This is a genomic window from Vibrio sp. CB1-14, from assembly GCF_040412085.2.
Lineage (GTDB): Bacteria > Pseudomonadota > Gammaproteobacteria > Enterobacterales > Vibrionaceae > Vibrio > Vibrio chaetopteri.
In genome coordinates this window covers 119,061-133,434 of record NZ_CP115921.1, presented here as the reverse complement: position 1 = coordinate 133,434, position 14,374 = coordinate 119,061, and the positions used below count along the sequence as shown (strand labels likewise).

Sequence of the window (14,374 nt, the reverse complement as noted above, 5' to 3'; positions counted from 1 at the left end):
ATGATATCTGAACTTAGCGTGCGACCGCACCACCAAGTGTTAGATTGTCCGGCCACTGTGTAATCACATTACCGCCAAGAAAGATGTTGCCATTGACGGTCATGGTTTTGGGGAATTGAGTGATCTTTGAGCCACCAATATATAGGTTGCCTTCGATAACAATGCCTTCGGGAAGTTCGGAAATAGGCGTTCGAACTAAACTTAGGTCTCCGTTGACCAGCATACCGTTAGGCAGTTTTTCAATGGGTGTATCACCCAGGTTGATGTACCCACCAGGAACAACACCTTGCGGCCAAGCTTTGAGTTGGCTGCCTAAAAAGTTGGCGTAACCTGTGATTTTGGTTCCTCTTGGCATGAATTCCACTAAACTATCTGAAGCATCTAGGCTACCTTTGATCTCGAGATTTTGCGGCATCATTTTTATCGGTGTTTTGGCGATATTCAGATTGCCTTTGACCACTAATCCATTGGGAAGGCTGGTATAAGGTTTATTGCGTAGATCCAAATTGCCGTAGTTGTCTAGATGGTTGAGAATTTTGTAGTAATCAAGCTCAATGGCACTTGAGTTTGAGGCTAGCAACACTAGAGACAAAAGGGCAATGGTGGATCGAAGCATACAGTTTGGGTTCGCTATAATTGGCAACAGAATATTTTCGAAATATAGTCTGTCTAGAACATGGTCAGTTTGGAAACGTTAGGTAGTTTGCAATGGAAAAAACAATTTCACAATGGAAATCCACACGCGTTGTGATGCTCGCCATTGTTGGCGCGCTGGTGGCGTCGACAGTATCGGCGAAAGTCATTACCACGCCTGGTTCGGATGTCGGTGCTGCGGTACTACTGTCAGATTCTAAGTTAGGTAAACGGGTTTGTTATTACAATGATAAGGCTTACTCATTAGGGGCGGTAATCAATGTTGAAGGAGTGGTTCTTCAATGTGTGGCTGAGCAAGATTTTGAGATGAATGGACAGCTCAAGTGGAAGGCATTAAAAAGCGAGCAATAATGCTCGCTTTAGTAAACTTGTGCTTTTTTGGGCACCAGCTAATTGCGGTATTAGCGCGCTAGAGAGCGCGTTTTTAGTTCAAAAATCAGCTTCTCTGCACTCACTTCAAACTTGAAACGAGCTGTAAGCTCTTTGCTCTCTTCACCAAGCTCAGAAATTTCAAATTCAACGTTCTCTGACACAGTCTTTGCCAAATCGATGTATTTTTGAATTTCTGCTTGTAGCTGAACTTGCGATTCGCCGAATAATTGTACTTCTGCGACGTCATCGCCTTCCTTGATGATGAATCCCATTTCTCCAGCAACGCCACAAGCGTCACATACGGTTGGTTCTTCATAGGTGTTTGACATAACGATACCTCTCATAAAATCTGTGGTTATTCTATAACTGTAGAAATTAGGTATCCAGCAATAAATTCACTGCTTCTAGGCTAAGTGTTAGTAAATGATGCACGAGCTTAAGCATCATTTTTTGAATATTAGGCTTTGGTATAATATAAATTGTAAATATCTATTTGTTTATCAATAGCTTTTGGATATGCAAGTGGTGTTGTTTGTTTGTGATTAAGTTCTCAAAAATGAGACTCTTGTACTAATGATATAGTACAGATTAGTACAAGCCTTAGTGCGAAATGGTAGACTTTATAAGTTACTAATCAATAACTTGATTTTTATATTATTTTAAATGGTATCTGTACCAACTATGTGTCTCGTGTATGGTTTGCTTTCAGGTTGCCGTAATCTGTGTTTGAGCAAATTGATACATAAATGGATAGAAAATTACAGCGAGCACTGCTTTAATTATGGTATAGCATACAGCGTACGCAGATAACGATTAGAGAAGCTTAAGAAATGCCAAAGCGTAGTAAAGAAGATACTGAGATTACGATCCAGAAAATCATGGAAGCGGTCGTTGATCAGATCATTCGTCTTGGTTATGACAAAATGTCGTATACCACATTAAGCCAGCAGACAGGTATATCAAGAACCGGAATTAGTCACCATTTTCCAAAGAAGACGGATTTTACCGCCGCACTAGATGGACGTATCTTCAAAATGTTCGTTGAACATCTGGAGTTTGAAAAAGGCATTGATGGATTCACAGTAAGTTGGATTAATTCTCTTAAGAATCATGAGTTTTTAGCTATTCTTAAACTTCTGTTCCACCACATTGTCACTTCAGAAAACTCACACGAGTTTGCCTCTAAGGGGATTGACCGCCTTTATAAGCTGGTTGAGACGCAGTACGGTGAAGGTAGTGACAAGGAACTAGAATGGCTTATCGGCCGTTCATTGATCCAATTGACTAAGTAGTCATCGACTCCTAGCCATAGCTGGCAAAACAGTAAGATGAAAACCGCTCAAGATAGAGCGGTTTTTTTGTATCTGAAGCTTATTGAGTTAGAGGTCTATTGAGGTAAGACTAGCGGAAAGTTATGTTTCGGATGTTTGGTCACCATAGAGTGGTAGCCATATACCTCTTCAATCAAGTCACTGGTGAGCGCTTGCCAAGGGGCATCATCCGCGACGATCTTTCCATTATCTAGGACGATCAATCTATCTGAATATTGAGACGCGAGGTTAAGATCATGAAGTACAACCACTAGAGCTGCATTTTGCGTATCGGCTAGCTCTCTGGCGATTGCCAAGGTGTTGTGTTGATGAGCGAGATCTAATGCTGAAGTAGGCTCGTCTAACATAAGTATCTTTTGATCACCTGATTGATGTAACTGTGTCAATACTCTAGCGAGGTGCACACGTTGCTTTTCTCCTCCAGAGAGCGAAGGGTAAAGGCGCTTTGCTAAATGCTCTACGTCTGCTGTACCCATATAGCGCTTAGCGAGTGATTGTGTTGCGTGGTTGCAGATCTCCAATGGAATAGCGCCAAGCTCAACAACTTCAGATGCCAGAAATGGAAACGACAAAGTACTGTGTTGTGGCAATAGTGCCAGGTGCTTTGAGAGCCGCTGTGCTGGCCATTGGGTTCTTGGTTTACCGAAGTAGCGAATGTCAAAACTTGAAGGTGTTTCTCCACATAGAAGTTTAAGTAGGGTGCTTTTACCTGCTCCATTAGGGCCAAGCAATGTGGTGACTTGCCCAGAGTAAAGGTCAATATCGACATCATCCAATATCACTCTATTCCCAAATCGCATCTTAAGACCACGCGCTGAGATAGCGATGTCATTGAGACGGTTTTTAACGGGATTTTTTCCAGGGTGACTGCTTTCAAGGAGACTGTCTTCAACAAGATGGCTTTCAAGACTCATACAAATTTCCCTTTTTGCTGAAATAGCAGGTATAAGAAGAATGGTGCACCGACAATTGCCGTAACGATGCCTACAGGCAGCTCTGCGGGCGCAACTGCGACACGAGCGACCATATCTGCTGCGGTCATGAGCAGAGCGCCAAGTAGCGCGGACAAAGGTAGCAAGGTACGGTGGTCTGGACCTGCTAGCATGCGGCCTAAGTGGGGGATAACCAAACCAATGAAGCCGATCAATCCTGACACGCTGACCGTAACACCCACACCAACGGCGGTGAGTAAAATTAACTGTCTTTTTAGGCGTTGAACCGGAATACCGAGGTGCTTCGCTTCAGACTCACCAAGTAATAAGGCGTTTAGTGCCATCGCTTTTTTGTAAAAGAACCAAAATAGAATGAGTAATGTTATGGCTGATAAGGAAATTTTGCCCCAACTGGCTCCTGCTAATGAACCCATAGACCAAAGTGACAGATCGCGAAGCATTTGATCGTCAGCAATGAAATTTAGATAGCCAATAGCCGCGCCCGACAAAGCACTTATCGCGACACCAGCTAGCAGCATTATGGTGACAGACGTGCCAAATTTACTTGTGCCTAATCGATACACCAAAATCGTGGTCAGTGCTCCACCAAAAAAGGCGAATACAGGCACAACCATTAGCGCCATAAACTCAGGGAATTCGATACCTAACGCAGCAAAACCAACAATCGCCAATGCACCACCAAGTGAGGCACCCGCGGACACGCCAATGATGCCTGGTTCGGCCAATGGATTACGAAATAGCCCCTGCATGACAGCGCCGCAAACCGCGAGAATGGCACCGACCAACATGCAAAGTAGTGTTCGAGGAAGACGAATATCGTGGATGACTAAGTTGATATGCGGCGCCAAATCATTAGTCGCCATCGTCAGCGATTGAATACTCTGCCAGAAAGAGATGTTCATGGGGCCGACGGTAATGGAATACACGGAAGACAGCACCAGCAATATCGCAAAGGCTGAAAATACGAGAGTGTTAGAGAAGTTTCTTAGCATAAAAATCTTAAAGAAAGCAGGGTGTTAAGATGCAATAAGTTGGAGGAGGTATAAGCGTACTTTGCACTATTACCCCCAACAAGCTAACTATGGGTAAAGGAGCGCGTTAATGCGTTTTGCCTCTTCTAGGCTCTTTAGACCAAGACCACCTACCAAAGCATGGCCGTCAATGGTTAAAATGGCATTATTTTGCCCAGCAGGCGTTGCTGACAACATTGGTAAGGCATCAATAATCGCAGCACTACCGCCGAGCTTCGCGTAACTGCGTCCGCTCACAAGCACCACATCTGGCTGCATCTCAATAATGGCTTCATTTGAGATTGGTTTGTATGACGTTAGCGATGCGGCGGCTGGGTTTTAACCCCCTGCCAGAGTAATGATGGCATCTGGCGTCGTGTCACTACCAGCAACGTTTGCTGGACGGCCTTCATGTATTAGCAAGAATAAGACTTTCTTTGTTTTATGCTCTACGTTCTGATTCGTCTCTAAATCCTTAACTATTGTGGCAACTTGTGATTTTAGGGCGGGTGCTCTGTTTTTTGTGTGGGTTAGCGCGGCGATTTGGTCAATGCGTTTGTTTAGACCAATGATTGTAGGATCGTTATTCACCACCTTGATATCGACACCAATCCGCTGCAACTGATCTAATGTTGTCTTTGGCCCCATTTCATCTGACCCAATAATCATAGTCGGCTGCAGTGCTAAAAGGCCTTCTGATGATAACGCTCTGTGGTAACCAACTTTAGGGAGTGAAGAGTCTTTAGGAGTAATACTAGTGACATCGACGCCTACGAGTTGACTCTCTGCATCAAGTGCATAGATAAGTTCGGTGACTGAAGCGCCAGCGCTGACGATTTTTTCATTACTGGCGGCAAAAGCTTGACCACAAGCTAAAGAAAAAGCGGCGCCAGCTAAAAGTACGTTTTTAAGAGCGTGTTTCATTGTCGGGATCCTAAGCAAACCAGTGCTTTCCATAAATGGGTTTTCTGGGCGTACAAGTATGTTGTTGCCCTGAGTTTTATTGGATTATGCATGTTAGTGAAAATAATATCAATTATCATTTGCATAATCACTATGGGGCTATTATGATCTTTCTCGTTTTAGATTAAGCCTTATACAACAGGGCGTTGATAGTTATCGTGAGCAGTTATGAAAATTGATTTAAGTCAACTCGATGAGTCACATTTAGGGGTAAATACCCCAGATCCATTGCGATTTGCATTCGGAAAGAAGACCTCACCCCATGCGGGTGGTATGGCCGTACCAATCCAATCGGAACGATACGAAGGCTTGTTTAAAGACTTAACCGCTCAGACAACCTCTCGCAGTAAAAAACGTTGCTTGTACATTCATATTCCATTTTGTCGTGTTCGTTGCACTTTTTGTAACTTTTTCCAGAATGCTTCAAGTCGTCGATTGGTCGATGACTATTTCGAAGCTCTTATGAAAGAGATTGAAATCAAATCAAAGCTAGAGTGGACCCAAAGTGGATTATTTCATGCTGTCTATATTGGCGGGGGTACGCCAACAGACTTATCTCCCGAGCAGGTGCGTAAGCTAGGGAAAGCTATTCATGCCTCTTTCCCTCTAGCGACTGACTGCGAAATTACCCTTGAAGGGCGCACCAACCGTTTCAGTGAAGAGATGTTTGATAACGCACTTGAAGGTGGCTTCAATCGCTTTTCGTTTGGTGTTCAGAGCTTTGATACTAAAGTGAGAAGAAGTGCTAAACGTCTTGATGATCGAGAAGTCGTTATGGAGCGACTCTCTCAACTAGCGGTACGCGATGAGGCGCCAATCATTATAGATCTGCTCTATGGACTTCCTTATCAAACACTTGAAGTATTTAAACAAGATCTCAAGGATTACATGGAAACAGGCGCTCACGGTGTCGACTTATACCAATTGGTGGTGGGTGGATCGGCGCCAATGATTGGATTAGTTGAAAAAGGGCGCTCTGAAGCACCAGCAACATCCGCTGAAAAGGCCGCTATGTACAACCTTGGCGTCGACTTCATGAATAAGCATTTCGTGAAGCAGTTAAGCGTGAATCACTGGGCAAGAGATAATCGAGAGCGCAGTCAATATAACAGCGTTGCAAAAACATTTGCCGAAGTATTGCCTTTAGGGGCAGGAGCAGGTGGCAACATAGGCGGCTATGGAATGATGCACCATCGAACGCTAGAAGCTTATATGGACGCGATGCGTTCAGGTAAAACAACCGTAGCAATGATGAGCAAGCAAAGTCGCTATGAGCCAGTGTTGGCAAGCCTTAAAGCCGGTTTCGATAGCGGCGTTGTGCGCAGAAGCATGTTGGTGAACTTTGAAGGTGAGAATACCTTTGATCTACTCACGCCTCTGTTTGAAATTTGGGAACAAAATGGGCTCGTTGAATTGCATGAGGACTACCTTGTTCTTACCGTTGCTGGCTCTTTTTGGTCTGTAACCTTGGCACAAGGTGCTATCGCTGCAATCAACACAATGATTAAAGATAAACCACAGATGCCAAAAGGTATGGGTCGTCCACATGCCATGCAGGCTCAAAAACATCACAAAGCAAAAACAAACGCTGCATAGGAAATACAATGACAACTGAATTGAAGCAAAATGTTGCAAATATCTTGGAAACTGAACCATCACTATTGCCAGCTGCTATCGCAGAACAACTGGGAGTGAGTGAGCGTGATGTAGTTTGTGCAATGCCTGAAGAAATGGTGGCATTCGAAAACGGGAATGTTGCACAAGACATTCTAGAATCAATTACTACGTGGGGACCAGTGACTACGATTGTGCATTCGTTTGGCTCTATCTTTGAAGTTAAAGCTCCATTCCCGAAGGGCAAAGTAGCGCGTGGCTACTACAACCTGATGGGTAAAGAGGGCGAGCTACATGGCCACTTGAAGCTAGATCTGATTAAAACAGTAGCTTTGGTTAGTAAACCTTTCATGGGTAATGAGAGCTACTATTTTGGTTTCTTTGATGAAGCAGGAAACAACGTATTCAAGATTTACCTAGGTAGAGATAAAAAGCGCGTACTATTACCAGAACAGGTAGACAACTTTAAGGCACTGCAACAAAAATTGCGTGGCTAGTGAGTGGCCAGGTTAAGCAATCGATTTAAAACATAATAATTATTAGAGAAAGTGAGGTTTCAACATGGATCAACAAGTTAAGCAAGAGCGCCTACAAGGACGTCTAGGCCCGGAAATTAAAGAATTTCGTCAAGAGCGTAAAACCATACAACTAGCCACGGTTGACCAAGAAGGTCGCCCAAATGTCAGCTACGCACCGTTTGTACAAAATCAAGATGGCTATTTTGTTTTGATTTCTCAAATCGCACGTCATGCGCGTAACTTAGAGCAAAACCCGAATGTATCTTTAATGATGATTGAAGATGAAACGGAGAGTAAGCAGCTGTTTGCAAGAAAGCGTCTGACCTTTGATGCCGTTGCCTCAGTTGTGGCGCGTGATACAGAACAATGGAAGTTAGTTGTTAGCCAAATGAAAGAACGCTTTGGCGAAATCATTGATGGATTAAGTCAGCTCGAAGACTTCGTTTTATTCAATTTGAAAGCGGAGCATGGTCTGTTTGTTAAAGGCTTTGGCCAAGCTTATCAAGTGTCTGGCGATGATCTTGTCGACTTTGTTCACCTTCAAGAAGGTCACCGCAAAGTAGCAGATTCTGAAGCTTAAACAGATTAGTGAGTTAAGAACGTTTACATAATAAACGTGTTGTCATCTAACATATCGTCATCCCCTTGAAAAAGGGGATCTTTCACGGCGAGTGACTCGCATAAATTGGGTGCAATACTCGCTGACAAAGATCCTCACGTGCGGGAGGATGACGGTTTAATGTGTATTACTATATACACTATTGTGAACTAGGTTTGGTCGAGAAGCCGCCTTGAGCTCATAAACCAATTGAGCGAGCAAAAGCACTCCAGTCGCAGCAAGGCCGACCAGTATACCGCCCCAGATCCCAGCAAGCTCATAGTGAGACATCAATAACCAAGCCGCGGGAAGGCCAAATATCCAGTAACCGATGGCGGTCATGATGGTCGGCAAAACCACAATTTTCATTCCACGTAGAAGGTTAATTGCCAGTAGTTGCCAAGCATCGACAACAAAACAAAGTGCCACGACCCATATCAACGAAGAAAGCATATCCGTGAGCGTGTGTTCGCCTTCTCCATCAAGCTGGAAAAGGTTCGCTATGGCTTCTGGCCATACAATAAAAACAACCGCCAGCACTGCGCTTAAAATAGTAACGAGGGCAAAACTGCGCTTTGAGACCGCTTTAACGCCATCTAGATTGTCATTACCGAACTCTTTACCCACTAAAATAGCGGCAGCTTGCGAGAAGCCGAAGTTGATGTTCCACGTAAAGCTTAAACATTGCAGTAAGATCTGATGTAGCGCGAGTGCGGTTACACCAATAAAACCGGCCATAAGGGTTCCGCCGTAAATCAACCCCATTTCGAGCGCAGCGGCAATGGCAATTGGAATACCCATCGACAGCAGTGGCAACATGAGTCGCCATTCGTATTCTTCTAAGTGAAGCCAAGGAGCAAATCGGTAATATGTAGGGCGCTTGAATACCCAGTAACCATAGCCAATCAATACCAATGTGGCGGCTAGTGCTGTGCCAAGCCCTAGTCCGGCAATACCCCAACCTAAATTGAATGCAAGGAAGTAACTAAACGGTACGTTCAAGGAGACGGTTGCAAGTGACATGATCATCACGGATTTAGCGTCGCCGTAATTGCTGGTCAAGCCCCGTAGAATAAGGAGCAGCAAAGTAGGTAACATGGCTCACTTGAGCGTGTCGAGGTAGGTCATTGCCACGACAATCACTTCTTCAGACTGCTTGGCCATTCGTAGGAAATCTGGGGCAAAAACAAACGCTGAAGTCAGAACAATGGTTAGAAGTAGCGACAGCATCACGGCGCCTTTAACCGCGAGTCGCACTTGTTTTTTACCATGTTCAGGTCTTGCAACACTTTGGCCGTAAGCAATAGCAATTAAGTTGGCGACACAACCAACGGTGCTGCCTGCAACAAGGAAAACAAAGGTATAGACAGATGCGCCAAGACCACCGCCAGCAAGGTCACTAACGCTCAGTTGTGCCATCATCCAGACGTCAGTAAGTACCAGCGCCATAGCAATGAGCTGTGAAATGATAAGTGGTGTTGCGAGTGACAGAATGCGCTTCATGAATAATTCCCGGTGATGACATGCATATTTTAGATGCATACTTATGGCGTTCAATTAACATTTATGTCACGCTGGCATTCCTGCAGATCATGTGATTAATTATGAACCCATATTCGAATATTCCTTACTCACATAATGCTCTAAAAGTGTTTGAAGCTGTTGCGAGGCTTATGAGCTTTACGATGGCGGCGAAAGAACTGCACGTCACGCAGAGCGCTGTGAGCCGGCAAGTTAAGCAGCTTGAGGATGAGCTCAATGCATCTTTGGTTATTCGTGGTCACCGTTCAATACAACTCACGTTAAAAGGGCAGGCGTTGTATGAAGTGCTGGGCAGAAACTATGCGGCATTGCAGTCATTGCTAGACTCTTGGAAGGAACCGGACGCTAGTAAAATCGTTATACGAGCCGCACTGAGTTTCGCAACACGTGCTTTGCTACCAAAAATACAGCAGTTGAATGAACGTTTTCCCAGCTATGAAATCGCCGTCATTCCGGTGATTGATGAGGAGGAGAGCTTAGGGAAAGGGGACTATGATCTGTTTGTATTCACTACGCGCAACAGTGCAAACTACGAGAATGACCCTGAGATATTCTTCATGCGCGAGGAATACATGGCGCCAGTGTGCACCCAGCAGTTGATAGGGGATAGACGTGATATTGCGCATCTGCTAACGCTACCAAGGCTGCATCCAACCCTGGATCATCTTGATTGGCGATCTTGGCTTAATAAGATCCATCACACAGACAGAAGCGTGCCCCGAAACTCCACCTTTTTCACGCTTGATCTTACACTTAGTGCTTGTCTATCGGGCCATGGTGTCGCAGTTACCGATCTTCTGCTCGCATTGCCTGAACTTGAGCGAGAGTACTTAGTCTGTCCTGAGAACGCTCGAATACATTCAAGCGGTTGGCGATACTTTTGCCATCAACGTACCCAGTCCCCCATCGTAGAAGAGCTGGTGGATTGGCTGAAACAGGAAACAGTCGAAGAGCTCAGAAAGCTTCAGCAGCTTTCTGAGCGACATGGTTGGGGACCGATTAGAGGTTAAGATTTACTGAGCAGAGAAAATTCTTAGCCACAATCCCATTGGCGTTGTCACGCCTGTCGAGATGTTTTCAATTTTGCCTTTGTAGATGACAGCAATAGTTGGTGTGACGCTGATATTCCACTGGCGACTTATTAAGCCATTTGAATCGTTGATGACAGGAAACTCATAGTCCTTCGCCTGCATATATCGATGGACACGCTCATCGGATCCTGAAGACAGTGCTACGGATACCACTTGATAGTGGTTGGAAAACCAATCCACTGTAGGGCTTACTAGTTTGCATGCCCCGCACCAAGTTGCCCAAAAATAGAGTACGACAGGCTCTTCGTGACTTTGGGTGATAATGTCGACCGGTACGCTATCCAAAGTCATTGCGTGGATAGCAGGAGCATCTCCTTGCGGCATGTTCAGGCTTCGATACCAATCGATGGCTAGTGACACAAGCGTTATCAGGATGAAGATACTGACAAGCTCTTTACTCCACTTTATGAGTGTGTGTTTCCATCCAGTAGGTTTAGTCATTGGGTGTTCCATTCGCAGCATTCAGCGCTTGTGTGACGCTTTCTGATGTCAATATGACAGGTAGTGCTATTCCCTCTGGGTGTTTAGGACCATAGACAATATTGAACGGTACCCCAAATCGGCCATAGCGTTGTAGGTAATCTGTGACGCTGTCACTTGGCGTGGTCCAGTCACCTCGCATAGTGACTACGTTCGCTTGTTGCAGGTGACTGTATACTGGGTCTTGAAGAACGACACCAATTTTGTTGGCTTTACAGGTAATACACCAGTCTGCGGTGACATCGACGAATACCGTTTTACCTTCTGCTACGAGCGAAGGAATAGATTGGGCATCCAGTCGTTGCCAGTTGAGATTATCGACAATTGGAGTTGACCAACTATCTGCAGTGACGCTGCCAACGATCAAACTGCCGCCCAATGCCAATACCGAGAGCCCGGACATCAAGATGAATGCTTTTCGGCCATAGACTTTTCCGACTAGGATGAACGAGGCTATTACAATAACGCCGATAATCACCGCGGTTGCGGCTGTACCAAAAAATGCAGAAAGTAATGAGGTCAACCAGAGGCTAGTCAGTAGCATCATTGATCCAAACACCAGCTTAAGCTTATTCATCCAAGCCCCTGGCTTAGGGAACGCCTTTACTAGTCCAGGAAAAGCGGTAAACAGTAGCCAAGGAATGCTCATACCAATGCCTAAAAAGGCGAAAATTAACCACAGTTCACCGTAGCTCGCGCCCAGAGCGTAAGCGACGGCCGTTCCAAGAAATGGTGCGCTGCAGGGCGTTGCTAACAAGGTCGCAAACATGCCTTGTATGAAATGCCCGCTGTAGCTATGGTCACCTTTTGTGGCGAGCCAAGTACTCATCGAACTTGGCAGTTGAATATTGAACAATCCAAGTAGATTGGCGGAAAACAGCAAGGTAACAACGGCCATAAGAATAATGAATCCGCTGCTTTGGAACTGAATCCCCCAGCCAATCATGTGGCCAGCCATCTTTAATGCACTAAGAGTGCCTGCCAACAGAATAAATGAGGTGATGATACCGGCTGAAGATGCTAAAAATGACAAGCGAACCTGGCTTCTCGATTGGCTGGCCCCGGAGATAATTGAATTGAGCTTCATCCCTAGTACCGGAAGTACACATGGCATGATGTTTAGAATAAGGCCGCCCAATAGAGCAAAGCCAAGCATCCACAACAATCCACCTTGGTTGGGTACTGCCATCAGGCTTGTGGTCACGATGGTCGACGTTTCGGCCAGAATCAGTTCATCTGACACGGTAACCTGAATGCGTTTATCGGCAATATTGGCTTCGCCTAGCCAGTTGCTAACGTCGAATTTGGCGTAGAGTGATTGTCCATCGATAGTCAGCTTAGGTTGAGAGAAGAACTCATCTGCCACATCTTTCCCATCAACAAGAACGAACGGTTTTGACCAAGCAGTCTTGGAATCAAGCTTAAGCGTTAAAGTTTGTGCTTCTTGATCCCAGTAGTTATCAGTAACTTCAACCTGCTCGCTGGTTTTAGGCGTAAGGCTCATTCCTTGCCCAAACAAATAGGCTGCGTCGGAGTCTAGTTTTAGTGAGTCTGGGTCTATGGTGAGTTCGATCGGATAGTCAGTAATCACACAGATATTGGTGCAACTTGGCAAACGCAGGTTTGCTTTGAGCTCAATCGGTTTTGTCGGGTCACTAACCGTTACGATAAGCGGAAAACTCACTTCGTGTTTATAGCCTAAAGTGAGCACACCCAACTGCTCATAGTACGCGGGTACTGGCCAGTGCCAATCGACTTGCTCGATGTTGGTTGAATCGCTCCAGTCAAACTCGGGCGCAACACCCCCTTCACCGGGGCTGCGCCAATAGGTTTTCCAATCACCTTCGAGCTCGACATCCATTACCATCTCCATTTGACGGGTGGTAGGGTCGATATGCCCGGTGGATAGTGCTCTCACTTTAACAGGCGGGTGCATAGGATCAGTTATCCAACCTGTGGATTGAGTAAAAGCGTTCACGCTGTAGAGCGCGGCGACATTCGTTATTACAAGCATCAAAGCAATGCTTAGCAGCCGACTCATTGACGGCAAAATAGTAGGTGCTTTAACAGGGGCACATTTAGTTTCAGTGTATGTATTCGACACAGTATTCTCCAAAAAGTAATTAATAGACCTTGGTGAATACTTTTTTATTCCCTAAATGTGCAGAGCGTCAGATGAAGCCGGTACTTTGTTGGCGTCTCATCCGAGCGTTTGAAGTGCTTATGCTGCGAAAGGCGAGTAGAAGCTATCGCAATGAGCGCAATAAGAAACAGAAAAGGTGCTAGGTTTTCGATGCTAGGAAGAGATTGAGTAAGCAGCTTCTTAGTAACAAAGCACGGTTCTGTCCCTGACGCCGAGTCGTGAACGATTTTGTCTAGAGACTCACTATCAAGTAACTCTGCTAAGTTCAACGTGCTTGTTGATGCGACTGGAGCAGTTTGTAACTTGCTGTGATAGGCGACATTAGTTTTCAGTGCGCACAGAGCCACTACCAGAAGGGCAGTAAGCAATAGCAAAACGCGAAAAGTGGTGTGCCTGAAGGTTTGCAAAAAATCTTTCTCTATTTGTGAGAGTAGGGCAGAAACCCAAAGTTAAGAGCGACTACGTTAACGTTTTATTGAGAAAGATCAAGTGGAAATGATTCTCAAAACCACTGAATTTGGCTTGGTAGATTGATCGGGGGAATGGGAGCTTGCTAATGGAATGACAAAGAAGAGCAACGCGATGGTTGCTCTTCTTGGGCTGCTTTGTCTAGGCGGCTTTGCTAACTAATCGCAAAATCGCTTTATTAATGCCAATAAGATCGTTGACGGACGTAGCGCCTTTAATCGCATCTAGCAGTGATTCCTTGCTACAGCTTGGGATAACATCAATGTTTTTTACTTTTCCCTGAAGTGTGTTTTTCATCAATTCAAATTGTTTTTGTTCGAACATGATATTGAGCCTGTGACGTTGTTTATTATTTGTATTGCGCCGCTATCTTACCCTCTTATTGTGACAATTGTTTGGTTTTTATTGCAACAGGTTGTGGTTTGAGCGGCATAGTCTCTCGACCGGGCGCATATGATAGGGGTTTATGCTAACTGATTCTAATGCGAACTGGCAATGAAACGACGGATCTTATAGGTGGTGCATATCCGAATTGAGACTCACCTCATTAACTGTTTGATACTCAACTAGTATTAGTAAAAAATTTTGTAACCTGTTGTTAACGGTGTGTGTGCTGTTGCAAGGTGTGCACGTATTT

The 14,374-nt window shown here is 45.0% G+C and carries 13 protein-coding genes and 2 pseudogenes; 6 read left to right on the top strand and 9 right to left on the bottom strand.

Annotated features, from left to right (window positions below; translation table 11 throughout):
* Positions 1-13 precede the first annotated feature (13 nt).
* A complete protein-coding gene (locus PG915_RS16690; protein ID WP_353499549.1) occupies positions 14-616 on the bottom strand; it encodes a hypothetical protein in 603 nt (200 codons plus the stop codon).
* 92 nt (positions 617-708) lie between these two features.
* Here PG915_RS16690 and PG915_RS16685 point away from each other — a divergent pair, with 92 nt between their 5' ends.
* Positions 709-1,005: a YnjH family protein gene (locus tag PG915_RS16685; RefSeq protein WP_112462483.1), complete on the top strand. Its 297-nt coding sequence runs from the start codon at positions 709-711 to the stop codon at positions 1,003-1,005.
* Between the two features lie 50 nt (positions 1,006-1,055).
* Here PG915_RS16685 and PG915_RS16680 read toward each other — a convergent pair whose 3' ends face one another.
* Entirely contained in the window at positions 1,056-1,355 is a 300-nt protein-coding gene (locus PG915_RS16680; RefSeq protein ID WP_353499548.1) for a YfcZ/YiiS family protein, read from the bottom strand.
* 501 nt (positions 1,356-1,856) lie between these two features.
* Here PG915_RS16680 and PG915_RS16675 point away from each other — a divergent pair.
* Positions 1,857-2,318, top strand: a complete 462-nt coding sequence (locus tag PG915_RS16675; protein ID WP_353499547.1) for a TetR/AcrR family transcriptional regulator — start codon at positions 1,857-1,859, stop codon at positions 2,316-2,318.
* A 95-nt stretch (positions 2,319-2,413) separates the two neighbouring features.
* Here PG915_RS16675 and PG915_RS16670 read toward each other — a convergent pair whose 3' ends face one another.
* The 3 genes and pseudogenes from PG915_RS16670 to PG915_RS16660 form a co-directional block, all read right to left on the bottom strand.
* Positions 2,414-3,271, bottom strand: a complete 858-nt coding sequence (locus tag PG915_RS16670) for a heme ABC transporter ATP-binding protein (RefSeq protein ID WP_353499546.1) — start codon at positions 3,269-3,271, stop codon at positions 2,414-2,416.
* Positions 3,268-4,302: a FecCD family ABC transporter permease gene (locus tag PG915_RS16665; protein WP_353499545.1), complete on the bottom strand. Its 1,035-nt coding sequence runs from the start codon at positions 4,300-4,302 to the stop codon at positions 3,268-3,270. Before PG915_RS16665 ends, PG915_RS16670 begins: the two co-directional genes overlap by 4 nt.
* An 87-nt stretch (positions 4,303-4,389) precedes the next feature.
* A pseudogene (locus PG915_RS16660) lies at positions 4,390-5,244 on the bottom strand (heme/hemin ABC transporter substrate-binding protein).
* A 207-nt stretch (positions 5,245-5,451) separates the two neighbouring features.
* Between PG915_RS16660 and hutW the strand changes: the two are divergent.
* The 3 genes from hutW (at position 5,452) to hutZ (ending at position 7,995) form a co-directional block, all read left to right on the top strand.
* A complete protein-coding gene (hutW, locus tag PG915_RS16655; protein ID WP_353499544.1) occupies positions 5,452-6,879 on the top strand; it encodes a heme anaerobic degradation radical SAM methyltransferase ChuW/HutW in 1,428 nt (475 codons plus the stop codon).
* Between the two features lie 8 nt (positions 6,880-6,887).
* Complete coding sequence (gene hutX, locus PG915_RS16650) at positions 6,888-7,394, top strand: heme utilization cystosolic carrier protein HutX (protein ID WP_353499543.1); 507 nt, start codon at positions 6,888-6,890, stop codon at positions 7,392-7,394.
* Positions 7,395-7,458: 64 nt separating this feature from the next.
* Positions 7,459-7,995, top strand: a complete 537-nt coding sequence (hutZ, locus tag PG915_RS16645) for a heme utilization protein HutZ (protein ID WP_042495440.1) — start codon at positions 7,459-7,461, stop codon at positions 7,993-7,995.
* Positions 7,996-8,151: 156 nt separating this feature from the next.
* On the opposite strand, the pseudogene PG915_RS16640 reads toward hutZ, so the two are convergent.
* Positions 8,152-9,516: pseudogene (locus PG915_RS16640) on the bottom strand (MATE family efflux transporter).
* Between the two features lie 101 nt (positions 9,517-9,617).
* Between PG915_RS16640 and PG915_RS16635 the strand changes: the two are divergent.
* Positions 9,618-10,565, top strand: a complete 948-nt coding sequence (locus PG915_RS16635) for a LysR family transcriptional regulator (protein ID WP_353499542.1) — start codon at positions 9,618-9,620, stop codon at positions 10,563-10,565.
* Positions 10,566-10,568: 3 nt separating this feature from the next.
* On the opposite strand, the gene PG915_RS16630 is transcribed toward PG915_RS16635, so the two are convergent.
* The 3 genes from PG915_RS16630 to PG915_RS16620 all read right to left on the bottom strand — a co-directional run bounded on the left by PG915_RS16630 (position 10,569) and on the right by PG915_RS16620 (position 14,061).
* Positions 10,569-11,087: a protein disulfide oxidoreductase gene (locus PG915_RS16630; RefSeq protein WP_353499541.1), complete on the bottom strand. Its 519-nt coding sequence runs from the start codon at positions 11,085-11,087 to the stop codon at positions 10,569-10,571.
* Entirely contained in the window at positions 11,080-13,167 is a 2,088-nt protein-coding gene (locus PG915_RS16625; RefSeq protein ID WP_420884640.1) for a protein-disulfide reductase DsbD family protein, read from the bottom strand. Before PG915_RS16625 ends, PG915_RS16630 begins: the two co-directional genes overlap by 8 nt.
* Before the next feature lie 711 nt (positions 13,168-13,878).
* Positions 13,879-14,061 (bottom strand): hypothetical protein, encoded by a 183-nt coding sequence (locus tag PG915_RS16620; RefSeq protein WP_112462494.1) that lies wholly within the window; start codon positions 14,059-14,061, stop codon positions 13,879-13,881.
* Positions 14,062-14,374: the final 313 nt, after the last annotated feature.